25 protein-coding genes and 1 pseudogene are annotated in these 23,272 nt (G+C 71.0%); 15 read left to right on the forward strand and 11 right to left on the reverse strand.

The annotated features are described in order from the left end of the window. Positions 1-9 precede the first annotated feature (9 nt). Positions 10-768, forward strand: coding sequence for a TIGR00730 family Rossman fold protein (locus AB0N07_RS29410; RefSeq protein WP_365840142.1), 759 nt, complete (start codon positions 10-12; stop codon positions 766-768). Positions 769-815: 47 nt separating this feature from the next. Here AB0N07_RS29410 and folP read toward each other — a convergent pair whose 3' ends face one another. Beyond that, entirely contained in the window at positions 816-1,676 is an 861-nt protein-coding gene (gene folP / locus AB0N07_RS29415; protein WP_365840144.1) for a dihydropteroate synthase, read from the reverse strand. 164 nt (positions 1,677-1,840) lie between these two features. On the opposite strand from folP, the gene AB0N07_RS29420 reads away from it, so the two are divergent. Further along, a complete protein-coding gene (locus tag AB0N07_RS29420) occupies positions 1,841-2,197 on the forward strand; it encodes a DivIVA domain-containing protein (protein ID WP_365840187.1) in 357 nt (118 codons plus the stop codon). Then, complete coding sequence (locus AB0N07_RS29425) at positions 2,194-2,775, forward strand: DNA-3-methyladenine glycosylase I (RefSeq protein WP_365840146.1); 582 nt, start codon at positions 2,194-2,196, stop codon at positions 2,773-2,775. Before AB0N07_RS29420 ends, AB0N07_RS29425 begins: the two co-directional genes overlap by 4 nt. Before the next feature lie 92 nt (positions 2,776-2,867). Here AB0N07_RS29425 and AB0N07_RS29430 read toward each other — a convergent pair whose 3' ends face one another. Further along, positions 2,868-3,671 carry an enoyl-CoA hydratase-related protein gene (locus AB0N07_RS29430; RefSeq protein WP_365840148.1) on the reverse strand — a complete coding sequence of 268 codons (804 nt, stop codon included), beginning with the start codon at positions 3,669-3,671 and terminating at the stop codon, positions 2,868-2,870. Between the two features lie 375 nt (positions 3,672-4,046). Here AB0N07_RS29430 and AB0N07_RS29435 point away from each other — a divergent pair, with 375 nt between their 5' ends. Further along, positions 4,047-4,214 (forward strand): DUF3117 domain-containing protein, encoded by a 168-nt coding sequence (locus AB0N07_RS29435; RefSeq protein ID WP_003966491.1) that lies wholly within the window; start codon positions 4,047-4,049, stop codon positions 4,212-4,214. 114 nt (positions 4,215-4,328) lie between these two features. On the opposite strand, the gene AB0N07_RS29440 is transcribed toward AB0N07_RS29435, so the two are convergent. Then, a complete protein-coding gene (locus tag AB0N07_RS29440; protein ID WP_099931145.1) occupies positions 4,329-4,961 on the reverse strand; it encodes an O-methyltransferase in 633 nt (210 codons plus the stop codon). A gap of 301 nt (positions 4,962-5,262) precedes the next feature. Between AB0N07_RS29440 and sigE the strand changes: the two genes are divergently transcribed. The 5 genes from sigE (at position 5,263) to AB0N07_RS29465 (ending at position 11,099) form a co-directional block, all read left to right on the forward strand. Next, positions 5,263-5,967 carry an RNA polymerase sigma factor SigE gene (gene sigE / locus AB0N07_RS29445; protein ID WP_123967301.1) on the forward strand — a complete coding sequence of 235 codons (705 nt, stop codon included), beginning with the start codon at positions 5,263-5,265 and terminating at the stop codon, positions 5,965-5,967. Beyond that, a complete protein-coding gene (locus AB0N07_RS29450; protein ID WP_365840150.1) occupies positions 5,964-6,944 on the forward strand; it encodes a zf-HC2 domain-containing protein in 981 nt (326 codons plus the stop codon). Before sigE ends, AB0N07_RS29450 begins: the two co-directional genes overlap by 4 nt. Before the next feature lie 486 nt (positions 6,945-7,430). Next, positions 7,431-9,521, forward strand: coding sequence for a trypsin-like peptidase domain-containing protein (locus AB0N07_RS29455; RefSeq protein ID WP_365840152.1), 2,091 nt, complete (start codon positions 7,431-7,433; stop codon positions 9,519-9,521). 205 nt (positions 9,522-9,726) lie between these two features. Continuing rightward, positions 9,727-10,179 carry a sec-independent translocase gene (locus AB0N07_RS29460; protein ID WP_365840154.1) on the forward strand — a complete coding sequence of 151 codons (453 nt, stop codon included), beginning with the start codon at positions 9,727-9,729 and terminating at the stop codon, positions 10,177-10,179. Positions 10,180-10,427: 248 nt separating this feature from the next. Further along, entirely contained in the window at positions 10,428-11,099 is a 672-nt protein-coding gene (locus AB0N07_RS29465) for a hypothetical protein (protein ID WP_365840156.1), read from the forward strand. 61 nt (positions 11,100-11,160) lie between these two features. Here AB0N07_RS29465 and AB0N07_RS29470 read toward each other — a convergent pair whose 3' ends face one another. Genes AB0N07_RS29470 through AB0N07_RS29480 form a run of 3 tightly spaced genes read right to left on the reverse strand, consistent with a single transcriptional unit; the run spans position 11,161 to position 14,210 of the window. Continuing rightward, positions 11,161-12,294, reverse strand: a complete 1,134-nt coding sequence (locus tag AB0N07_RS29470) for an Mrp/NBP35 family ATP-binding protein (protein ID WP_365840158.1) — start codon at positions 12,292-12,294, stop codon at positions 11,161-11,163. 43 nt (positions 12,295-12,337) lie between these two features. Continuing rightward, positions 12,338-12,931, reverse strand: coding sequence for a DUF1003 domain-containing protein (locus tag AB0N07_RS29475; RefSeq protein ID WP_365840160.1), 594 nt, complete (start codon positions 12,929-12,931; stop codon positions 12,338-12,340). Beyond that, the gene (locus AB0N07_RS29480) at positions 12,921-14,210 is read right to left on the reverse strand and encodes a CBS domain-containing protein (RefSeq protein WP_365840162.1); all 1,290 of its coding nucleotides are present in this window, start codon (positions 14,208-14,210) and stop codon (positions 12,921-12,923) included. The genes AB0N07_RS29475 and AB0N07_RS29480 overlap by 11 nt, the downstream gene beginning before the upstream one ends. A 226-nt stretch (positions 14,211-14,436) precedes the next feature. Here AB0N07_RS29480 and AB0N07_RS29485 point away from each other — a divergent pair, with 226 nt between their 5' ends. After that, on the forward strand, positions 14,437-15,174 hold the full coding sequence (locus tag AB0N07_RS29485) for a hypothetical protein (protein ID WP_365840164.1): 738 nt from the start codon (positions 14,437-14,439) through the stop codon (positions 15,172-15,174). 109 nt (positions 15,175-15,283) lie between these two features. On the opposite strand, the gene AB0N07_RS29490 is transcribed toward AB0N07_RS29485, so the two are convergent. Together AB0N07_RS29490 and AB0N07_RS29495 are read right to left on the reverse strand one after the other, a co-directional pair. After that, complete coding sequence (locus AB0N07_RS29490) at positions 15,284-15,793, reverse strand: hypothetical protein (protein WP_365840166.1); 510 nt, start codon at positions 15,791-15,793, stop codon at positions 15,284-15,286. 22 nt (positions 15,794-15,815) lie between these two features. Beyond that, on the reverse strand, positions 15,816-16,934 hold the full coding sequence (locus tag AB0N07_RS29495) for a magnesium and cobalt transport protein CorA (protein WP_365840168.1): 1,119 nt from the start codon (positions 16,932-16,934) through the stop codon (positions 15,816-15,818). 450 nt (positions 16,935-17,384) lie between these two features. Here AB0N07_RS29495 and AB0N07_RS29500 point away from each other — a divergent pair, with 450 nt between their 5' ends. From AB0N07_RS29500 to AB0N07_RS29515, 4 genes are all read left to right on the forward strand, one after another. Next, positions 17,385-17,981, forward strand: coding sequence for a suppressor of fused domain protein (locus AB0N07_RS29500; RefSeq protein ID WP_365840170.1), 597 nt, complete (start codon positions 17,385-17,387; stop codon positions 17,979-17,981). Positions 17,982-18,145: 164 nt separating this feature from the next. Continuing rightward, on the forward strand, positions 18,146-18,787 hold the full coding sequence (locus AB0N07_RS29505) for a DUF6758 family protein (protein WP_365840172.1): 642 nt from the start codon (positions 18,146-18,148) through the stop codon (positions 18,785-18,787). 218 nt (positions 18,788-19,005) lie between these two features. Continuing rightward, entirely contained in the window at positions 19,006-19,863 is an 858-nt protein-coding gene (locus AB0N07_RS29510; protein WP_365840174.1) for a PHP domain-containing protein, read from the forward strand. A 62-nt stretch (positions 19,864-19,925) separates the two neighbouring features. Then, the gene (locus AB0N07_RS29515; protein ID WP_030929230.1) at positions 19,926-20,531 is read left to right on the forward strand and encodes a MarC family protein; all 606 of its coding nucleotides are present in this window, start codon (positions 19,926-19,928) and stop codon (positions 20,529-20,531) included. Positions 20,532-20,644: 113 nt separating this feature from the next. Here the strand turns inward: AB0N07_RS29515 and AB0N07_RS29520 are convergent, their stop codons facing one another. Continuing rightward, positions 20,645-20,797: a hypothetical protein gene (locus AB0N07_RS29520; protein ID WP_344405444.1), complete on the reverse strand. Its 153-nt coding sequence runs from the start codon at positions 20,795-20,797 to the stop codon at positions 20,645-20,647. 183 nt (positions 20,798-20,980) lie between these two features. Here AB0N07_RS29520 and AB0N07_RS29525 point away from each other — a divergent pair, with 183 nt between their 5' ends. Then, positions 20,981-21,874, forward strand: coding sequence for an NYN domain-containing protein (locus tag AB0N07_RS29525; protein WP_365840177.1), 894 nt, complete (start codon positions 20,981-20,983; stop codon positions 21,872-21,874). Positions 21,875-21,883: 9 nt separating this feature from the next. Here AB0N07_RS29525 and AB0N07_RS29530 read toward each other — a convergent pair whose 3' ends face one another. Together AB0N07_RS29530 and AB0N07_RS29535 are read right to left on the reverse strand one after the other, a co-directional pair. Continuing rightward, complete coding sequence (locus AB0N07_RS29530) at positions 21,884-22,774, reverse strand: alpha/beta hydrolase (protein WP_365840179.1); 891 nt, start codon at positions 22,772-22,774, stop codon at positions 21,884-21,886. 126 nt (positions 22,775-22,900) lie between these two features. Beyond that, positions 22,901-23,272, reverse strand: a pseudogene (locus AB0N07_RS29535) (DEAD/DEAH box helicase); the annotation flags it as partial.

Genomic DNA, 23,272 nt, shown 5'->3' on the forward strand with positions numbered 1-23,272 from the left:
GGAGCGCACATGGCTACCGGGAACCCCGAGGGCAAGAAGGTGCCGCCGGATGAGCAGCGGCTCGGACCGGTCCTCCGAAGGCGCGGCCAGGTGACGGTGAGCACGACGGACCAGCGGCTGCTGGACGAGCGCGCTCCCACCGACTGGGTCCACACGGACCCCTGGCGGGTGCTGCGCATCCAGTCGGAGTTCATCGAGGGCTTCGGCACCCTCGCCGAACTCCCGCCCGCGATCAGCGTGTTCGGCTCGGCGCGCACACCCGTCGACTCCCCGGAGTACGAGTCGGGCGTCCGGCTCGGCCGCGGCCTGGTGGAGGCGGGCTGGGCGGTGATCACCGGCGGCGGCCCGGGCGCCATGGAGGCGGCCAACAAGGGCGCCTGCGAGGCGAAGGGCATCTCGGTCGGCCTCGGCATCGAGCTGCCCTTCGAACAGGGTCTGAACGCCTACGTCGACATCGGCCTGAACTTCCGCTATTTCTTCGTCCGCAAGATGATGTTCGTGAAGTACGCGCAGGGCTTCGTGGTCCTGCCCGGCGGCCTGGGCACCCTGGACGAGCTCTTCGAGGCCCTGACCCTGGTGCAGACGCAGAAGGTGACCCGCTTCCCGATCGTGCTGTTCGGGAGCGAGTACTGGGGCGGCCTGGTCGACTGGCTCAAGAACACCCTGATCGCCCAGGGCAAGGCGTCGGAGAAGGACCTCCTCCTCTTCCACGTCACGGACGACGTGGACGAGGCGGTGGCGTTGGTGTCGAAGGAGGCGGCCCGCTGACCACTGGCGGGGGCGAGGCTGCATCCGTCAGCGGCTCCGCCGCGGGCCTACGCCAGCCCCCGCCGCGCCACGGCCGGTGGCCGATGCCCCGCGATGGACGCAACCATGTCCAGGACCTGACGGGTCTCGGCGACCTCGTGCACCCGGTAGACCTGCGCGCCCAGCCACGCCGACACGGCCGTGGTGGCGAGCGTCCCCACCACCCGCTCCTTCAGCGGCTTGTCCAGGGTCTCGCCCACGAAGTCCTTGTTGGACAGGGAGACCAGGACGGGCCACCCCGTGTCGACCATCTCGCCGAGCCGTCGCGTCGCCTCCAGGCTGTGCCGGGTGTTCTTCCCGAAGTCGTGCCCGGGATCGATCAGCACGGACTCCCGGGGCACCCCCAGCGCCACCGCCCGCTCGGCAAGACCCAGCGTCACCCGCAGGATGTCGGCCACGACATCGTCATACGTCACCCGATGCGGACGAGTACGCGGCTCGGCGCCCCCCGCGTGCGTGCACACCAGCCCGACCCCGTACCGCGCCGCGACCTCCGCCAGCCCGGGGTCGACGCCGCCCCACGCGTCGTTCAGCAGATCCGCGCCGGCCTCGCACACGGCCTCGCCGACCTCGGCCCGCCAGGTGTCCACGCTGATGACCACGTCCGGGAAGCGCCGCCGGACCTCCGCGACGAAGCCCACCGTCCGCCGCGCCTCCTCCTCGGCCGACACCTCGTCGCCCGGCCCGGCCTTCACCCCGCCGATGTCGATGATGGCAGCACCCTCCGACACCGCCTGCTCCACGCGCGCGAGAGCGGGCTCGTCCCGGAAGGTCGCTCCCTGGTCGTAGAAGGAGTCCGGGGTCCGGTTCACGATCGCCATGATCACCGGCTCGTGCGCCTCGAACGCGCGCCTGCCCAGCCTGAGCATCCGCTGTGACCTCTCGTAGTACGACCTGGGTGGGACCGGTTCCTCGGCCGCCTGCGACCCTAACTGTCAGACTCGCATGGCACGATCGGACCCTGACACATCCGGCTTCATCTTCAGCTTCATCCAGCTTCCGAACATCGAGCGTGGGGACCACAGCGATGGTTATGTTCTTGTTCCTGGTCGTCGCTCTCGCCGTCGTGGTCGCCGCCGTGACACTGGCCGTGGTGGGCGGCTCAGAGGGCGAGGGCCCGTTGCCCGAGGTCGCCCCCGAGCGGCTGCATGACCCGCTGCCGCTGGACCGGCCCGTGGGCCGCGACGACGTCGACGGCCTCCGCTTCCCGCTCGCCGCCCGCGGCTACCGCATGTCGGACGTCGACGACGCCCTCAACCGCCTCGGCGCCGAACTCGCCGAGCGCGACGCCCGTATCGCCGACCTGGAGTCCGCACTGGCGGGCGCCCAGGCCGCCGCGCACCACGTCCCCATGGACAAGCCGATGCACGGGCAGGGGGAGCAGCAGTGAGCGACGGCACCGCCATCGCCGGCCCGGACGGCGCCCTGCGCTGCCCCTGGGCCCTGTCCACCGAGGACTACGTGGCGTACCACGACGAGGAGTGGGGCCGCCCGGTCCACGGCGACGACGCCCTCTACGAGCGCCTCAGCCTCGAGGCCTTCCAGTCGGGCCTGTCCTGGATCACGATCCTGCGCCGCCGCCCCGGCTTCCGCGCCGCCTTCGCCGACTTCCGCATCGCCAAGGTCGCCGCCTTCACGGAAACAGACCGCGCCCGCCTCCTCACCGACCCCGGCATCATCCGAAACCGAGCCAAGATCGACGCAACGCTGGCCAACGCGCGTGTGCTGGCGGAGTGGGAGCCGGGTGAGCTGGACACCTTCATCTGGTCCTACGCACCGGCGCCGGGCCCGGCGCCGAAGACTCTGGGTGACATCCCCGCGGTCACCCCCGAGTCGACCGCCCTTTCCAAGGCCTTGAAGAAGCGGGGCCTGCGCTTCGTCGGCCCGACGACGGCGTACGCATTGATGCAGGCGTGCGGGCTGGTGGACGACCACTTGGAAACCTGCGTCGCGAGGAGCGCCCCCTAAGGGGCGCGGGGCTGTATCGATATGCGGCTCCGCCGCGGGGCGCGATCAACACCGATGAACCCGCAGTCCCCGGGGGTGCTCGAGCCCCGAGCTCACCGGCCCAAGTACTTCGGCTTCTCCTTGTTCACAAACGCCTGCACCGCAATCACATGGTCCTCGGACGACCCGGCCCGCGACTGCAGCTCGTCCTCCTTGTCCAAGGTCTCGGACAAGGTGTGCGAGAACCCGTAGGCCACCGCCTCCTTGATCGCCGCATATGCCACCGTCGGCCCCTCGGCAAGCGCCCGCGCCACCTTCTCCGCCTCGGAGTGCAGCTCCCCGGCCGGCACCAGCCGGCCCGCGATCCCCAGCTCGTACGCCTCCTGCGCCGTGATGCTCCGCGGGAAGAGCAGCAGGTCGGCGGCGCGACCCGGCCCCACGACCCGCGGCAGGGTCCAGGACATGCCGGAGTCGGCGGTCAGCGCGACCCCCGCGAACGACGTGTTGAAGGCAGCGGTGTCGGCGACGACGCGGTAGTCCGCGGCGAGGGCGAGACCGAAGCCGGCCCCGGCGGCCACTCCGTTCACCCCGGCCACCACCGGCTTCGGCATCCCGGCGATCGCCCGCACCACCGGGTTGTAGTGCTCCTTCACCGTGCTCATCGTCTGCCCGGACCTCGTCTCCCGGTCCTGCGCCAGCAGTCCGATGTGCTCCTTGAGGTCCTGCCCCACACAGAACGCCCGCTCCCCGGCGGCGGTCAGCAGCACCGCCCGTACGGCGTCGTCCTCGGCCGCGGAGCGAACCGCCTCCCGCAGGGCGACCTTCGTCGCGATGTTCAGCGCGTTCATCGCCTCGGGGCGGTTCAGCGTGATCGTCGCGAGTCCGTCGCTCACCTCGTAGAGCACGGTGTCGGCCATGGTGTGTCCCCTCGGCTGTCGCGGTTCAGGCGTACCGGCCGGTACGCCCCTGTCCGTAGGACAGCATGGCGGAGATCATCGCCGGGAGACCGGAGCGGACGTGTGACCTGCGTCAAAGAATCCTGGACGGTTCCCGGTCGGCGGAACTCCGTGCGGCCGCGCAGTATCGCAGTCACATCGCCGAATTGAGTGGTTTTGCTCGCGCGCGTTGCCCAAGCGATGCCGACTGATGTTGGTCATCGGGTCCTGAGATGCGGGATAATGGCTTGGAAGCAATGTGTTCGATGCCGGTGTCGCGTGTCCCACGCTGGACAGGCGTGCCCTGCCAGGGCCGTCGGCTTTGACGATGAGCTGGTTTCAGGAAGGGGAACGAGCATGGCGGCCATGAAGCCGCGGACGGGCGATGGCCCGCTCGAGGTGACCAAGGAGGGGCGGGGCATCGTCATGCGCGTTCCGCTCGAAGGCGGCGGTCGGCTCGTCGTCGAGCTGACCCCTGACGAGGCCGACGCGCTCGGCGACGCCCTCAAGAAGGTCGTCGGCTGACGCGGAAGCGACCATACCCTTTCAGCTGCCCCGGCATCCAAGCGATGCCGGGGTTGCTGTTTCCCGGCCCTTCCCCGCTCACTCCCCGGCCCCTCACCGCTCGACCGCGACCGCTCACCGCTTGACCGCGCACAGCAGTCCGTCGCCCACCGGCAGCAGTGACGGCACCAGCTCCTGGCTCTCGCGCACCGCGCGCAGCAGCTCCCGCAGGCGCAGCACCTCGGTGGGCTGCGGGCCCGAGTCCACCGTGCGGCCGTTGGCGAAAACGCCCTCGAAGACGACCAGGCCACCGGGGCGCAGCAGGCGCAACGATTCAGCGAGATAGTCGAGGAATTCCAGGCGGTCGCCGTCGCAGAAGACGAGGTCGTAGCCGGCGTCCGCGAGCCGGGGCAGGACGTCCAGGGCGCGGCCCGGGATGAACCGGGCGCGGTTGCTGGCGAAACCGGAGGCGCGGAAGGCCTGGCGGGCGAACTGCTGGTGTTCGGGCTCGGGGTCCACCGTGGTCAGCACCCCGTCCGGGCGCATGCCGTGCAGCAGATGGATGCCGGAGACGCCGGTGCCGGTGCCGATCTCCGCCACCGCCTTCGCGTCCACCGAAGCCGCCAGCAACCGCAGCGCGGAGCCCGTGCCGGGCGACACCGAGCGCAGGCCCGCCTCACGGGCCCGGTCGCGGGCCCAGCGCAGCACTTCGTCCTCGGCGACGTAGGCGTCGGCGAACGCCCAGCTCGTCTGCCGGTTGCCGGTAATGACCCTCTCCTGTCCCCGTGGTTGCCTGGGCGTGACTGTATCCGTTGGGCCCGGGAACCCGCAGATGGGACCGGGCGTTTAGAGGGGTAGGAGACGGCACGGGGGGACACGGTTGGATCACGATGAGGGGCAGCGGCCCGAGCAACTGCAGCAGCAGGGGTCCGAGCGGTATCAGCCCAGATCAAATTCTCGTAAAACCGCTTATCCGGAGCTAACGGGCGAGGTGGCTATGGTAGGGGCTCCACTGGACACCACCAGAGCCGACAGGGGAGGTGCGGCTGCACCTGTGGATCGGGGAGGAGTGCTGCGGCGCTTTCTCGGATCGGCAGGCAGGCCGAAATCCGTGAACGACACCGCTGCTGACCCCAGCCACGCCGCTGACCAGGCCCAGACCGCGACTTTCTCCACCGACGCGGACGGGCAGGCGTGGACTCCGCCCACCTGGGAGGAGATCGTCAGCACCCACAGTGGCCGCGTCTACCGACTTGCCTACCGCCTGACGGGCAACCAGCACGACGCCGAGGACCTCACCCAGGAGGTCTTCGTCCGCGTCTTCCGGTCCCTGTCGACCTACACGCCGGGCACTTTCGAGGGCTGGCTGCACCGGATCACCACCAACCTCTTCCTGGACATGGTCCGCCGCAAGCAGCGCATCCGCTTCGACGCCCTGGGCGACGACGCGGCCGAGCGGCTGCCGAGCCGCGAGCCGTCACCCCAGCAGGTCTTCAACGACGCCCACTTCGACGCGGACGTCCAGCAGGCCCTCGACACCCTCGCGCCCGAGTTCCGCGCCGCGGTCGTCCTGTGCGACATCGAAGGACTGTCGTACGAGGAGATCGCCGCGACCCTCGGCGTCAAGCTCGGCACGGTCCGCTCCCGGATCCACCGCGGCCGCTCGCAGCTGCGCAAGGCTCTCGCGCACCGTTCGCCGGAGGCCCGGGCCTCCGAGCGCCGCTCCTTCGTACCTCGTGTACCCGCACTGGGGGGAGGGGGCGCGACCGCGTGAGTGGAACACGACCCAGCCCCGCCGAGAGGTGTCTGGCCGAGCAGCATCTGGGAGACCGACTCTCCGCCCTGGTGGACGGAGAGCTCGGTCATGAGTCGCGCGAGCGGGTCCTGGCCCACCTGGCCACCTGTGCCAAGTGCAAGGCGGAGGCCGATGCGCAGCGGCAGTTGAAGAACGTGTTCGCGGAGGCGGCTCCGCCGCCGCCCTCCGAGAGTTTCCTGGCCCGGCTGCAGGGCCTTCCGGGGGGAGGCGATCCGGACGGCGGTGGCTCGCCGTTCGGCGGGGCAGGACTCCTCGGCACGGCCTCCGGAAGACCGGGCGTCACCGGGGTCTTCGGCCTGAAGCGGGGTGAGCGCTTCGACTTCGACTACGTCCCCTCCTCTTCCTCGCACGCCCCGATGCTCCCGCCGTCCGCGGCGGACCGCGGCTTCCGTATACACGACGTCCGCCGGCACGAGGCCGAGCGGTCGGCCTCGCGCGGGATGCGGTTCGCGTTCGTCGCCGCCGGTGCGGTGTCGCTCGCCGCGGTCGCGTTGGGCGGCGTCACGACGGGCACCCCGGTCGACACCACGGATGCGCGCGGCACGGGGGCGGGCAGCAATGTGACCCCGATGCGTACGCAGGGGACGGGCGCCGCCACGGCCCCCGAGACCCAGCGGCGTCGTGGCGGCGGCCCGCTGCTCGCGCAGGGCCGGCAGTCGCTCGGTGACGCCCCGGTGGCCCCGACCGAGGTGTCCGCACCGCTGCTGCCGGGGGTACCGAGCCCTGCCGGCGCGGCGCAGACCCTGCACACGCTGACCACCCCCGTGATGGCGGGTGCCGCAGTGATGTCCCCGCTGATACGCCCGCTCACCGTGACCCCGCTGCTCACCCTCACCTCGTGGTCCGCGGACCCCGAGGTCCCGTCCCACGGCCTGCTGGCCGCACCCCTCCCCGACACGGCCTCCGCTCCCCCCTCCCCCCACCCCTCCCGCTGACCGGCCCCTGCGCGACGGCCCGCGAACCTGGTTGAATCCGTGGTGGACCGCGTCCACGGCAGTCAGCCGCGCGCGGAGTCGACAACTGAGGTCACCGCCGACGAGGCGTGCCGCGTCGTGGCCAGCTGTGGGGAGAGCATGAACGAGGGGAAGCCCACGAAGCCGAAGTGGTGGAACCGACCACGCCCGCAGACCCCTGCCGGGCCTCCGACGGGCACGGGGCCCGCACCAGGGGCGGCCGGGTCGCCAGGGGCTGCCGAGGCGGCACTGGGTTCGACGGCGGTCGCGGATGCTGCGGGCAGCGCTGCCGGTTCGCCGATGTCCGGGGGTGCGGCTCCGGATTCGCCGGCGGTTGCGGCTGCGGGCTCGACGGGAGACGTCGACGCCTCGGCCGGTTCGGCCGGTGCTGTGGATGCGGTTCCGGATCCAACGGCGGCAGAGGGCTCGACAGCGGTCGCCGACGCCTCGGCCGGTCTGATCGGGCCCGTGGCTGCGGGGCCGCGACCCGTGGACGGCAGGGCGGCCCTGGCACAGGACGGTGCCGACGGTGACTTCGAGTTGGAGCCGCCGGCCGGGCATCGCAGCGGGACAGCCGCCTCCGCGGCTGCCGAGGAGCCGGGTCGGCCGGAGGGCGCCGGCGGTGACCGTGCGGTCGTCCCCGACGGTGACTTCGAGCTGGGCCGGCCGGAAGGGTTTTCCGCTGAGCGCGCGGCCGTTGCCGACGGCGAGGGCGCAGTTTCCGCGGGCGGAGAGGCCGAGCCGGGGCGTCCCGACGGCGATTTCGAGTTGAGGGCTCCGCAGGACACGGGCGGGGCCGGTGCCGAGGGCGGCCCGGCCGTCGAGGGACCGGGCTCGGAGGGGAACGGCACCGGAGGCGACTTCGAGCTGGACCCGCCCGCTGAGGCGGCTGCCCCCTTCGCGGACGAGGCCTCGGCTGCGGTCACCGCCTCCGCCCCGCCCGCCGCCGAGCGATCTCGACCGCTGCACGACCCTGATCCCTACAGCACCCCGCCGTACGGCGAGCCCGGCCCGTGGGCCCCCGCACCGCCGGTACAGCACCCGGCGGCCAGACCCGCGCAGGCCACGGCGATACCGACACCGACCCCGCCCCACGCCATACAGACCCCCATACCGCCGGCGCCCGAGCCGGACAGCTTGCCCGACCGCACGCAGCCTCCCGGCACATCCCCCCATCCGCCGTCCCCTGCCGCTGCCGTGCCCCTGACAGCCCCCGAGCCCCCCAGCGCTCCCGACCCCACCCAGCTTCCCGCCGGCTCCTCCCAACTGCCGTCACCCGCCGCTGCAGACCCCCACGGCGCGCCCGCCTCGACGCAGCCCTCCGGACCACCGGCCGCCGGCGCCCCGGCACTCCTCTCCACCCCCTGGCAGAACTACGACCCATGGGCTCCCGCCCCCCTCCAGCAGACCGGGGCCGCTGTCGAGGGGGAGGGCAAGCGGCGGCGGGTGCGGAGGGGGCTGGTGGGAGGTGCTGTGGTGCTGGCCCTTGTGTCCGGTGGGGTCGGTGGAGGGATCGGGGCGTACCTCGAACGCAACGGAGGCGTGGGGGGCGTGGAGCTGCCGCAGGCCGGGAAGGAGCCTGCCGGGCGGGCTCCGGACAGTGTGGCCGGGATTGCCGCCCGGGCCCTGCCCAGCGTGGTGACCCTGCATGTGACCGGCGCCGACGAGTCCGGTACGGGCACCGGGTTCGTGCTCGACGACCAGGGGCACATCCTCACCAACAACCACGTCGTCGAACCGGCCGCCGGGTCGGCGGGCGCCACAGGTGAGATATCCGTGACCTTCAACAGCGGGGACACCGCCAAGGCAACCGTCGTGGGCCGGGACAGCGGCTACGACCTCGCCGTCGTCAAGGTCAGCAATGTGCACGGCCTCAAGCCCATGGCCCTCGGCAATTCCGACAACGTCCAGGTCGGCGACCCCGTCGTCGCCATCGGCGCCCCCTTCGACCTGGAGGGCACCGTCACCTCCGGCATCATCAGCGCCAAGGAACGCCCCATCACCGCCGGCGGCGACAGCTCCGGCGGGAGCGATGTGTCGTACGTCGACGCGCTGCAGACCGATGCGCCGATCAACCCCGGCAACTCCGGCGGGCCCCTCCTCGACTCGAAGGCCCGCGTCATCGGCATCAACTCCGCCATCCGGTCCGCCGACAGCACCACCGACGAGAGCGGCCAGGCCGGTTCCATCGGCCTCGGCTTCGCCATCCCCGTCAACCAGGCCAAGCGGGTCGCCGAGGAACTCATCAACAGCGGCAGGGCCACCCACCCCGTCATCGGCGTCACCCTCGACCTGGACTACACCGGCGACGGCGCCCGCGTCGGCACCAAGGCCTCCGGCGGCGGCCCCGCCGTCACCAAGGGCGGCCCGGGAGACAAGGCCGGCATCAAGGCGGGCGACATCATCACCGCGGTGGACGGCGAGCGTGTGCACTCCGGCGAGGAGCTGATCGTCAAGACCCGCGCGCACCGCCCCGGCGACCTCCTGGAGCTGACCGTGCGGCGCGACGGCAAGGAGAAGAAGATCTCGCTGGTGCTCGGTTCCGCCGACGGCGACTGATGGACACGAACCTCACAGGTACGACCCCCATCCACCGCCCCACAAGGCAAACAACCCCCAAAACCGCGCACGAAGACGCACTCGGAAACCTCGGGACAGTACCGGTCGTACGGGATCGCCGGGTACCGTGGAGCCGGCCCGGACCACGGAAGACCCGCACAGACCACCGAGGGCCGAGGACCGAGGACATCGCAAGGAGCTTCAGGTGTTCAATGACATAGGACCGCTCGAGCTGGTGACGCTCGTTGTCCTTGCCGTGCTCGTCTTCGGTCCGGACAAGCTCCCGAAGTTCATCCAGGACGTCACACGGACGATCCGCAAGATCCGTGAGTTCTCGGAGAGCGCGAAGCAGGACATCCGCAGCGAACTGGGCCCGGAGTTCAAGGACTTCGAGTTCGAGGACCTCAACCCCAAGACGTTCGTCCGCAAGCACCTGGACAACGACGAACTGGGGCTCAAGGAGATCCGCAACGGCTTCGACCTGAAGAAGGAGATGGCCGAGGTCACGGACGCCGTCCACGGCACCGAAGCGCCGTCCTCCTCGTCCCCCTCTTCCTCCTCGTCACCCTCTTCCTCCGGTTCCACCGGCGGCCGCGTCGACATGACGAAGAAGCCCGAGGAAGACGACCGCCCGCCGTTCGACTCGGACGCCACCTGAGCCGTACGCCCCGGCTGATCCCCTGCGCCGTACCCGCGCCCTACGTGACGCGTTTCATAGTCCACGGCGCCTCTGCACGGCCTGAAACCCGTCCTCTGCGCGACCCACGCGCCGGGCGGTTTCCGTGCTGTCCTGAGCGGGGTGGCTATGCTGCCGAGTTGTTGTGCGGACCGTACTTCGAGGAGTAACGCCGCCCGAAGGGGGGCGGGCCGCTCCGGTCCGACGAGAACGAGGAGGCGTCCGGGCACATGGAGACGACGAGTCAGGCGGTCGCGCAGGCGCCGGCCGCGGAGGGCCAGGAACAGCTGCCCTCCGCCCGGCGCACGGTCGACGGCTACCTGCTGGCGCCCTTCCCGTGGTACGGCCTCGACGAGGCCTTCACGGGCCCGCGCTGGCTGATGCAGGTCGGGACGGCGGCCGACGACGCTGTCGAACACGGTTCGATCGGGCACGGCGACGAGCCCTCCGTGAAGAACGAGTACGCGGTCGGGACGGCCGGAGAGCCCAAGGAGAAGTTCGCGGTCGTCGTCACGGTCGCCGCCAACCCCGTGCGGCGCAGCGCGGACGGCACGGGGCTCCTGGAGGCCACCTCGGTGTCCTCGGCGGCCTGGCTCGCGGGTGTGGGGCTGCTGTCCTTCACCTGGCCGGGGCAGATGGACCACTCCCTGCGTGACGACTGGCTGGAGCAGCAGACCGAGACCGCCTGGGCCCTCGCGGACGACCTGGCCGGTCCGGACTGGTCGACGCTGTCGCTGCCGGTGGACGGCGTCCCGACGCCGTTCCACTACCGCGAGTCCGAGTTCGGCTGGGTCCTCGCGGGTTCCACGCAGCAAGGGGTGCACCTGGGGGCGTACGGGAGAGGCATGAGCGCTTACGGCCTGGGCTTCGCCATGATCAAGGACATCGGCACGTACGCCTAGTCGGGGATACGGCTCAGGGGGCGCTGTCCAGCCGGACAGCGCCCTCTGAGCCGTAGGAGCCCTAGAACTTGTTCTTCGGGGTGATCCCCAGCGACAGGCCCGAAAGGCCGCGCTGGCGGCCGCCCAGCTTGCCCGCGATGCCCCGCAGGGCCGCGCCCGCCGGGGAGTCGGGGTCGGTCAGGACCACCGGCTTGCCCTCGTCGCCGCCCTCGCGGAGGCGGACGTCGATCGGGATGGCGCCGAGGACCGGGACGGTCGCGCCGGTCGTGCGGGTCAGGCCGTCCGCGACCGTCTGGCCGCCGCCCGTGCCGAAGACGTCGACCATCTCGCCGCAGTGCGGACAGGGCAGTCCGGACATGTTCTCGACCACGCCGACGATCTTCTGGTGGGTCTGCACGGCGATGGAGCCGGCCCGCTCGGCGACCTCGGCGGCCGCCTGCTGCGGGGTCGTCACGACCAGGATCTCGGCGTTCGGGACCAGCTGGGCGACCGAGATGGCGATGTCGCCCGTGCCCGGCGGGAGGTCGAGGAGCAGGACGTCCAGGTCGCCCCAGTACACGTCCGCCAGGAACTGCTGCAGCGCGCGGTGGAGCATCGGGCCGCGCCACACCACCGGCGCGTTGCCCGGCGTGAACATGCCGATCGAGATGACCTTCACGCCGTTGGCCGACGGCGGCATGATCATGTTCTCGACCTGGGTGGGACGCCCGTCCGCACCCAGCATGCGCGGCACCGAGTGCCCGTAGATGTCGGCGTCGACGACACCCACCTTGAGGCCGTCGGCGGCCATCGCCGCCGCCAGGTTCACCGTCACCGAGGACTTGCCGACTCCGCCCTTGCCGGACGCGACCGCGTACACACGGGTCAGCGAGCCCGGCTTGGCGAAGGGCACCTCGCGCTCGGCCGTACCGCCGCGCAGCGCGGCCGCCAGCTCCTTGCGCTGCTCGTCGCTCATGACGTCGAGCGTGACCTCGACGCGGGTGACGCCGTCGACCCGGGAGACCGCCTCGGTCACGCGCTGCGTGATCGTCTCGCGCATCGGGCAGCCGGAGACGGTCAGGTACACGGAGACCGCGACCGCCCCGTCCGCACCGATCTCCACCGACTTCACCATCCCGAGCTCGGTGATGGGCCGGTTGATCTCGGGGTCGTTCACCGTCGCCAGTGCCTCGCGCACCGCGTCTTCGCTAGCCATAGGAACGATGGTACGGCTCGGTAGCCTGGCCCCGGAAAGCCCGTCAGCGGTCGTCTACGTCACGTCCGCGCGACCGTTCTGCCGGGAATACGGCACGTTCGTGGTGGCCGTCCTGCCGTCCCTCCAGCTCCTTGACCAGGTCCTGCAGCTCGGAGCGGATCCAGTCGCGGGTGGCGACCTCGCCGAGGCCGATGCGCAGGGCGGCGATCTCGCGGGTCAGATACTCGGTGTCGGCGATGGAGCGCTCGTTCTGCTTGCGGTCCTGTTCGAGGTTGACCCGGTCCCGGTCGTCCTGCCGGTTCTGCGCGAGCAGGATCAGCGGAGCCGCGTAGGAGGCCTGCAGCGACAGCATCAGGGTCAGGAAGATGAACGGGTAGTTGTCGAAGCGCAGCTCGCGCGGCGCAAAGACGTTCCACAGCACCCACGCGATGATGACGACCGTCATCCAGACGATGAACCGCCCGGTGCCCAGGAAGCGCGCGATGCGCTCCGAGAGCCGTCCGAAGGCCTCCGGGTCCCACTCGGGCAGGAACCGGCGGCGCGGCGGCCGCGGCTGGTCGAGACGGGGACGTGTGCGCGTGGTCGCCGTCGCACCCGCCGGGATGCGCTCGCGGCCGCTCTCGCGCTCAGGAGGCATGCGGGGCCGCCCCCTCGTCGTCCTCCAGGTGGAACTCGGTCTCCCGCCAGTCCTCGGGCAGCATGTGGTCCAGTACGTCGTCCACGGTCACCGCACCGAGCAGCGACCCGGCCTCGTCGACGACGGGTGCCGCGACCATGTCGTACGCCGCGAAGAACCCGGCCACCAGGGGCAGCGCGTCGTTGGGGTCCAGGGGCTGCAGATCGTCATCGATGATCGAGCTGACCAGCGTGTACGGCGGGTCGCGCAGCAGCCGCTGGAAGTGGACCGTGCCGAGGTACTTGCCGGTCGGAGTCTCGTCGGGCGGGCGGCAGACGTAGACCTGCGCGGCGAGAGCGGGCGACAGGTCGCGGTTGCGCACGCGCGCGAGGGCGTCGGCGACGGTGGCGTCGGGCCGCAGCACGATCGGCTCGGTCGTCATCAGACCGCCAGCGGTGTGCTCCTCGTACGACATAAGGCGCCGCATGTCGGCCGCGTCGGAGGGCTGCATCAGGCTCAGCAGCCGCTCCTTGTCCTCCTCGGGGAGCTCGGAGAGCAGGTCGGCCGCATCGTCCGGGTCCATGGCCTCCAGGACGTCGGCGGCCCGCTCCTCCTTCAGCTTGCCGAGGATCTCGATCTGGTCGTCCTCGGGGAGCTCTTCCAGTACGTCGGCCAGGCGGTCGTCGTCGAGGGCGGCGGCCACCTCGGCGCGACGCTTGGCGGAGAGGTGGTGCAGGACGTTCGCCAGGTCGGCCGGGCGCAGCTGCTCGAAGGTGGCGAGCAGGCTCTCGGCGCCCTGCCCGTGCTCCTCGAGGGAGAAGCCGGTGACGGCCGACCACTCGACGGTGAGCGTCTCGCCCTTGGCCCGCCGGAAGGCGCCGCCCTTCTTGCCCTTGCGGACGAAGACACGGTCGACCTCCCAGTCCCGGCGGGCCGGGAGCTGCTGCACCGACACATCGAGGACGGTGACTTCCTCACCCGTCTCGGCGAGCGTGACGCGCCGGTCGAGGAGTTCGCCGAAGACGAGGCGCTCGGTGGGGCGCTGTTCGAAGCGGCGGACGTTGAGCACGCCGGTGGTGATGACCTGGCCGGACTCGATGCTGGTGATCCGGGTCATGGGCAGGAAGATGCGGCGCCGGCTGGGCAGTTCGACGACCAGCCCGAGCACCCGCGGGGGCCGTCGCCCGACGCGCAGCATGACGACCAGATCGCGCACACGGCCCACCTGGTCGCCGTTGGGATCGAAGGCCGCGACGTCGGCGAGGTGCGAGACGAAGATCCGGGGCGCGCCCGCTGCCATGGCTGCGCCTCCTTTGCGTACGGGTGTCCAGTGCTGCGTGTCGCTGCTGTGCATCTTTTCCGAATTGCCCGCTCGGATGGGCTTCAGGCTAGCCCGTACCCATCGGCACCGCCCCGGCGGGAGGTCCGGACGCACCGGCTCCGTTCGGCCGCTGGGGCACCCGTTACTCTGCCGTACGCTGCTGGGGCCCTGCCCCACGTCCCCCGACTGAAAGGCAGCCCCGCCTGTGACTGCGATTGCCCTCGGCCGAACCCGTCGGACCTCGCTGGTGAGCACGGTGTGCGCGCTGGTGGTGGCGGGGACGGGGCTGCTTGCGGGATGCAGCGAGGACCCCGACGCGGGCACCAACGGCGTCGGCAAGCTGCCGGCCGACAAGATCCAGTCGAAGACCAGGGCGGCGGCCGAATCCGCCGAAGCGGTACGGCTCGCCGGAACCGTGGTGACCAACGGGCGGACGTACACCCTCGACATGCGGCTGAAGTCCGGCGGCGGCAGCGGCTCGGTCACCTCCAAGGGGGTGGCCTTCGGGCTGCTGCGGATCGGCGAGCAGCTGTATCTGAAGGCCGGCGCGGAGTTCTGGAACCACGCGGACGGCAACGCGTCGGCCGGGGGCACGCTCGACGGCAAGTATGTGAAGGTGCCGCAGGGCGACCCCTCGTACAAGAAGTTCAGCGGGTTCACGGACAAGGACGTCCTGCTCGACGGTCTGCTGACGCTGCACGGCGCGCTCGCCACGGACGGTCACCACGAGCAGGCGGGCACCCGCACCATCCGCATCACCGCCGACAAGGGCTCCGGCGGAACCCTGGACGTCTCCCTGGAGGGCACCCCGTACCCCCTCCGCCTGGAACGCGCAGGAGGCGCCGGCACCCTCACCTTCTCCTCCTGGGGACAGGACTTCCCCCTCACCGAGCCGAAGAAGGACGAGACGGTCGACTACGGCAGGAAACTCCCGACGTCGTAACCGCGCCCCCGAAGGGACGCGGGGCTGTATCGATATGCGGCTCCGCCCGTGGGCGCGCCAAGCCGCAACGGACCCGCAGACATCAGACGGCGGCACTCCCGCGGAGCGCTCAGCGCCGGCGCTTCCGGAAGAGCAGCCGCGGCAACCCCGCAGGGATCGGCTGACGGGTCGTGGCCGGCGACGGCAGCGGCGCCTGAGCCAGGCTGCCGTCGGGCAGAGGGCCCGACACCCCCGCAGGCTCCAGGCGGAGCACCCTGCACTCACGGGCCCAACGGCCCGTCATCGCCTCACCGTCGGGGGCGTTCAGGCGCTTGCCCTTCAGCTCGGCGACGGCCGCCTCCCATTCCGCGGAGCCGGACGGCAGCTCGGACACGGTCGCCGCGAACGTCACCAGCCGCCCGCCCTTGTCCTTGCTGCGCACGGTCACCTCGGCAGAGCCGCCGTCGGCCAGCCCCGGCAGCGGCTGCTCCCCGGGCCCGTCGCCGACCAGGCACACCGCACCCTCGTGCCACACATGCCACAGCGCACGGGCCGCGGTACCGGCACCCCTGACCCAGATGAGGCCGGACTTCTTGGTGGCCTCCTCGACGAGGGCCTGGTCGAGCAGCTCGCTTGTCATGAGCCAAGCCTATCGAGGCGCCTCACAGCCAGCCGTTGCGCTTGAGCACCCGGTGGATGCCCACACACATGGTGACCGTGAGGCTCAGCACCAGGGGGTAGCCGTACTTCCAGTGCAGTTCCGGCATGTAGTCGAAGTTCATGCCGTACACACCGGTCACCATCGTCGGTACGGCGATGATCGCGGCCCAGGCGGTGATCTTCCGCATGTCCTCGTTCTGTGCGACGGACGCCTGCGCGAGGTTGGCCTGGAGGATCGAGTTGAGCAGCTCGTCGAAGCCGATGACCTGCTCCTGGACCCGGGCGAGGTGGTCGGCGACGTCCCGGAAGTACTTCTGGATGTCGGGGTCGACCAGCCGCATCGGCCGCTCGCTCAGCAGCTGCATGGGACGCAGCAGCGGCGCCACCGCCCGCTTGAACTCCAGCACCTCGCGCTTGAGCTGGTAGATCCGCGCCGAGTCCACACCGCGCGAGACACCGCCACGGCGCCCCGGCGAGAACACCTCGGTCTCCACCTCGTCGATGTCGTCCTGGACGGCGTCGGCGACCGCGACATAGCCGTCGACGACATGGTCGGCGATCGCGTGCAGCACCGCCGAGGGGCCCTTGGCGAGCAGCTCGGGGTCGTCCTGCAGCCGGTGCCGCAGCGCCCGCAGCGAGCCCTGGCCGCCGTGCCGGACGGTGATGAAGAAGTCCCGCCCGGTGAAGCACATGACCTCGCCGGTCTCCACGACCTCGCTGTTGGCGGTCAGCTGGTCGTGCTCCACGTAGTGGATGGTCTTGAAGACGGTGAACAGGGAGTCGTCGTACCGCTCCAGCTTGGGCCGCTGGTGGGCCTGGACGGCGTCCTCGACGGCCAGCGGGTGCAGCCCGAACTCGCGGGCGACACCGGCGAATTCGGCCTCGGTCGGCTCGTGCATCCCGATCCACACGAAGCCCCCGTCGCGGCGCACCAGGCGCATCGCCTCGTGCGGGGTCATCGGCTCGCCGGTGTCGACGCGGGCCCCGTCGCGGTAGACGGCGCAGTCGACGACCGCGGACGGCGTCGAGGGGTCGCGCGTCGTGTCGTACACGCCGGTGTCCTTGCGCAGGGAGATGCGGGACGGCCGGACCGCGGCGCGGAGGTCACGGATCATCGACATGGCTGGCTCCTTCGTGACAGGCAACGCAAGGCGCCGACGACGGATGGAACTGCCCGGAATGGGGACGTCCTGACTTCGTGTGTTTGGCACGTCCACAAAGCGGGGAGCACCGCACCATCGCGGTGGCGAGCTTCGTTACTGATTCAGATCAGACAGATCAGGCAAAACGAAGTGCTCTTCCGCATGAGGACGTGAGCGTGAAAGGCGGCGGTCAGCCGGAGCCGGATCAGCTGTATCAGCGGCGGGAAGAGCGAGTGGTACTGCACGGGTGACTTCGATCCATGACAGCCCCACCTCCTCCGGCCGGTCCCTCGTAAGGGAGTCTCAATCGGCGTCGGGACTCGATCGCGACGCCTCTGCGTGCTGCCCGAACGACCGGGCCAGAGTATCAGTCGCCCAAACTGTCAAGGCGCAGCTTTGCCCGGTGCTGACGAGTTCTATGCTCGCCGCATGGTTGATGTTCTTCCGCTGGTCGAGGCCCGGTTGCGCAGCGCGCTGGGCGAACCGGACGCGCGCGCGGCGGTCACGTTCCTGGGCACGGACCGCATCGAGGTACTGCGTTTCCGGGGCGACTCCGGGGACGGCGGCATCGTCCGCTACGCCACCCTCGGCATGTCCGCACAGCCGATGAGCGACCCCACCGGGGTGCTCGCCGACCCGGTCAAGGGCCCGCGCGCGGAGCTGATCCTCTCGGTGCGCGGCGGCCTCGCCGACACCGACAAGGCGCTGCGCCCGCTCGCCGTACTCGCCGCGTCCCCGCAGGTCGAGGGCGTGATCGTGGCGCCGGGTGCCTCACTGGACGTCGGCGAACCCCTGTGGCCCGGTGCCCCGTTCAGTTCCGTCCTGGTCGCCGAGCCGGGCGGCCTGGTCGAGGACCTCGATCTCGACGAGCCCCTCGATCCGGTGCGCTTCCTGCCCCTGCTGCCCATGACGCCGAACGAGGCCGCATGGAAGCGCGTGCACGGCGCCCAGGCCCTCCAGGAGCGGTGGCTGACGAACGGCACGGACCTGAGGGATCCGTCCCGCGGGTCCGTCCCGCTGGACTGAACGCCGAGTGAGCAAGCTCACCAACACACGGCCGGAACCGGTCGGTTGGCAAAGGCCGCGACACAGCACATCCCGAACCGGTGGTGAGGGTTCCGGTGAAGGGTTCCGTCCGGACGGGTGATCGTCCTTGACGTGGCGGAGCGGGGGTAGGACCGTGGGGCCCTATGAGGGGCGAACCCAGTTGCCCGAAGTGTGGTGGCCGGGTCAGGGCTCCCGGTCTCTTCTCCGACACCTGGCAGTGCGATGTGCACGGCACCGTGCATCCGCTGCAGCCCGTGATCCCGCCCAGCGTCGAGGCCCTCAGCGTGGTGGTGCATCGCACGCAGGTGCCGGTGTGGATGCCGTGGCCGCTGCCGATCGGCTGGCTGTTCACGGGCGTGGCCTGTGCGGGTGACGACCGCCATGGCGGCCGTGCCACCGCTGTGGCCTGCTCGGGCCCGGGGCCGCTCGGTGGCATGGGGGAGCTGATCCTGGTCGCCGAGGAGCTCGGGGTCGGGCTCGGCGCGCGGTACGCGGGGATCGACGGTCCGGACCCGGGGCCGTACATGAACGTCGAGAAGCCCCCTCAGGCGAAGGTGCTGGCCGGCGGGCGGCCCACCCCGCTGTGGCATGTCGCCGGCAGCCCCGACGACCGGGCGGTGTTCGCGGGCGAGGCGCGGGGGCTGTGGCTGTGGGCGGTGGTGTGGCCCGAGCAGTCGGGGTTGCTGATGTATGACGAGCTGGTGCTGACGGATTTGCGGGATGCGGGGGCGGAGGTCGAGCTGGTGCCCTGCGGGGCGTTGTCGCCGCGCTTGCTCGAGCCGTAGCGCCCACCGGGGTGGGGTGCAGGGTTGTTCGGCGTCTGCGGCTTGTCGGTGGTTGATCGCGCCCACGCGGCGGAGCCGCAAATCGGCACAGCCCCGCGCCCCTTGCCGGCGGTACAGGTAGGGGGCGCTTAGCGGTTACGGGTATGACAGGGGACCCGTGAAAATCCGGTTATCCTTGAGCGTCCGCTTCTGTTCCGTCACCGCTTGGAGTCTGCGTAGTGCGTATCGATCTGCACGCCCACTCCACTGCTTCCGACGGTACGGACTCCCCGGCTGAGCTGGTGCGGAATGCTGCCGCGGCCGGGCTGGAGGTGGTGGCGTTGACCGATCACGACAGCACTCGCGGGTACGCCGAGGCGATCGCCGCGGTGCCGGTGGGGCTCACGCTGGTCACCGGTGCCGAGTTGTCCTGTCGTGTCGACGGTGTCTCCATGCACATGCTCGCCTACCTCTTCGATCCCGAGGAGCCGGCGCTGCTGGCCGAGCGGGAGCTGGTGCGGGACGACCGGGTGCCGCGGGCCAAGGGCATGGTCGCCAAGCTGAACGGGCTGGGTGTGCCGGTCACCTGGGAGCAGGTCGAGCGGATCGCCGGGGGCGGTTCCGTCGGGCGGCCGCATGTCGCGACCGCGCTCGTCGAGCTCGGCGTCGTCCCGACGGTGAGTGACGCGTTCACCGAGGACTGGCTGGCCGACGGCGGGCGGGCCTTCGTCGAGAAGCACGAGACGGATCCCTTCGAGGCGATCCGGCTGGTCAAGGCTGCGGGCGGGGTCACCGTCTTCGCGCACCCGGGCGCCCGCAAGCGCGGCCGTACGGTGCCGGAGTCCGCGATCGCCGAGATGGCCGCCGCCGGGCTCGACGGCATCGAGGTCGACCACATGGACCACGACGAGGAGACCAGGGCGCGGCTGCGCGGGCTGGCCAAGGAACTGGGGCTGCTGACCACCGGGTCCAGCGACTACCACGGCAGCCGGAAGACCTGCGTGCTCGGCGAGTACGTCACGGACCCCGAGGTCTACGGGGAGATCACGCGACGGGCGACCGGGGCGTTCCCGGTGCCGGGGACCGGCGGAGCCTGAGGAACCCCTCCGCAATCCCGTTTCCGTCCATCACCTTTTCCTGCAAGGCGTGTAGCTCACCCATGTTCGACGTCGCCGTCTTCGGCTCCCTGTTCCTGACCCTTTTTGTCATCATGGATCCCCCCGGGATCACTCCGATCTTCCTCGCGCTGACCGCCGGGCGCCCCGGCAAGGTCCAGAAGCGGATGGCCTTCCAGGCCGTGTGCGTGGCGGGCGGTGTGATCACCGTCTTCGGGCTGCTCGGGCACCAGATCCTCAACTACCTGCATGTCTCCGTGCCGGCGCTGATGATCGCGGGCGGGCTGCTGCTCCTGCTCATCGCCCTCGACCTGCTGACCGGCAAGACCGACGAGCCGAAGCAGACCAAGGACGTCAATGTGGCGCTCGTACCGCTGGGCATGCCGCTGCTGGCCGGCCCCGGTGCCATCGTGTCCGTCATCCTCGCCGTCCAGAAGGCCGACAGCGTCGCCACACAGATGTCGGTGTGGATGGCGATCCTCGCCATCCATGTCGTGCTGTGGCTGGTGATGCGGTATTCGCTGCTGATCATCCGGGTCATCAAGGACGGGGGCGTGGTCCTGGTGACGCGGCTCGCGGGCATGATGCTCTCCGCGATCGCCGTGCAGCAGATCATCAACGGCATCACGCAAGTGATCAAGGGCGCCTGAGCCCCGCAGAGCGCCGGGCAAGCGCAGAGCCCCCGTACGGCGTCGATGCCGTACGAGGGCTCTGAAGCTGCTGCGGTGATCCGCGTCTTCGTCGTTACGTCTTCGCGTCGGTGTTATGCGGCCGAGTCCTCGGCCGGACGGATCCAGAGGCGCTGCCCGATGGCCGCCGCCTGCTGAACGATCCGGTTGACGGAGGCGGCGTCCACGACTGTGCTGTCCACGGTCGTGCCGTCGACCTCGTCGAGTCGCATGATTTCGAAGCGCATTGGCCTCTCCCTTCGTCGCGCTGTGTACGTCGTAGTCAACGGGCTGCGTGTTACAAACATTCCCTACGCTAAGGAAATTTTTCGAACGTCTAACTACTCGGCGGTAAGGAACTGCAAGGAGGCGGAGGAGACCGACCGGGACCAGTTGTGTTCGCAGCGTGACCGCCAGGACAATGGGAGGCGATGAACGACGACCTCGCGGCCCTCAGCGCCCGCATCGACCGCACGAACGAGCTGCTGCAGCGCATGCTCGCCGAGGTGGCGAAGACGCCCTCGACCCATGCGATCTTCGTCGACGCGGGGTACCTGTATGCAGCCGCCGGCCGGCTGGTGGCGGGGACGGAGGACCGTCGCGCCTTCGACCTGGACGCCGAGGGCCTGATCGAGGCGCTCATCGACCGGGCCCGCACGATCTTCGCGGACAGCCGGCTGCTCCGCGTCTACTGGTACGACGGCGCGCGCCGCCGCATCCACACCGCCGAGCAGCAGTCGATCGCCGAACTTCCCGATGTGAAGGTCCGGCTGGGCAACCTGAACGCCAACAACCAGCAGAAGGGCGTCGACTCGCTGATCAGGACGGACCTGGAGTCACTGGCCAGACACCGGGCGATCAGTGACGCGGCACTGCTGGGCGGCGACGAGGACCTGGTGTCGGCGGTCGAGGCGGCGCAGGGGTACGGGGCGCGCGTCCACCTGTGGGGCATCGAGGCCCCCGAGGGCCGCAACCAGGCGGAGCCCCTGCTCTGGGAGGTCGACAGCCAGCGCACCCTCGACCTCGACTTCTTCAAGCCGTACGTCTCCCGGCGCACCGGGGCCGCCTACGAGGCCACCACCGCCCGGCCCGGTCGTGACGACGTCCGCTTCGTCGGCGCGCAGATCGCGGCGAAGTGGCTGGCCGCGCGGGGCCGCGACTCCCTGGCGGAGCTGCTGCCCGGCCACCCCTATCTGCCGGGCTCGGTGGACCAGGACCTGCTGGTGGAGGCGGAGGGACTGCTGCAGTACTCCCTGCGCGGCCAGGCGGACCTGCGGCGCGCGCTGCGGGACGGGTTCTGGGAGCATCTGCAGGGGCAGTACTAGCGACGGCGCCTACGGGCGGGCCCGCGTACGGTCCCAGAAGTCCGCGAAGGCGCGAGCCGTGTCGAGGGGCCGGTCGGTGTTGGGGGAGTGTTCGGCGCCCTCGACGATGGTGCGGTGCGCGTGCAGGCGCAGCGCCATGTCGTCGAGGAGGGGCACCGGCCAGGTGTCGTCGCTGGAACCCGACAGGACGTGGAACGGCAGCGGTACGGCGGTCAGCTCGGCCACGCGGTCCGGTTCCACGCACAACTGGCGGCCCGTCGCGATGAGTTGGGCCGGTTTGTTGCCGAGCCAGCGGCGGCGCAGGTCGTCCTGGTCGTCGAGGCCGCCGTCCAGTTCCCCGGACTCGCCGGTCTCGGTCTCCTCCGGCGGCTCCATGGCCTGGATCGCCTCCCACACCTCGGCCATGCTCATCACCGCAAGGGCGTCGCGGAGCAGCTTCACGCGCTCCTGCTGGGAGCCGGAGATCTGGGCGGGGCCGGAGGCCATGAGGGTGAGCGACAGGAAGGGGGTGTGGTCCAGCAGGACCGCGGCTCGTGCGATCTGTCCGCCGAGGGAGTGGCCGACGAGGTGCACGGGGGTGCCGAGGGCGGCGGCCTGGGCGAGCACGTCCTGCGCCAACTCGCCCTGGGCGTAGGCCGATTCGTCGGTCTCGGGGCCGTCGGACTCGTACTGCCCCCGCCCGTCCACCGCGACGGTCCGGTAACCGCGGGCCGCGAGCGGCTCGTGCAGCGGGTTGTAGTCCTCCTTGCTGCCGGTGAACCCGGGCAGCAGCAGCGCGGTTCCCCTGGCGGCGACGCCGTCCGCCACGGGCGCGTCGACGACGGCGAACTCTCCGCGCGCGGTGCGCAGCGAGTACGCGCGGGCGCCGGGGGGCGGGGTGAAGGTCGGGGGCCTGCTCATGGGGTGAGGTTATCCGCCTCGGGTGTCGGGGACGGTGACGGGCTGCGGCATCCAGCCGTAGGCACACAGGCCGACGGCCCGGCCCCTCCCGTGAGGTGGGGGACCGGGCCGTCGGTGGGTGGGCGATCAGCTCTCCGCGGGCTCCGCGGCGGCCGTGGCCTTCCGCGTGCGACGCACCCTGGGCTTCGCCTCGGCAGCGGCCTCGGCGGGTACCGCGGCCTTGCGGGCACGGGTGCGCGGCTTGGCCTCGGGCTCCTCGGCGGCCTGCGCCGGGATCTCGGCCACGGCGGCGGCCTTGCGGGTACGCCGAGGCTTGGCCTCGGTGGTCTCCGCGGCGGCGGCCGTCTTGCGGGTGCGGCGCGGCTTGGCCTCCGTGTCGACAGCGGCCTCGGCGGCTGCGGCCGCCTTGCGCGTACGACTAGGGGTCGCCACCTCCGGCGCCGGGGGGGCGGCGGCGGCGGCGGCGGCGGTGCGGGGGCGCCGAGGGGGGGCGGCGGG

Origin of the sequence: Streptomyces sp. NPDC051172, from assembly GCF_040682555.1 — a bacterium.
Taxonomy (GTDB): Bacteria; Actinomycetota; Actinomycetes; order Streptomycetales; family Streptomycetaceae; genus Streptomyces.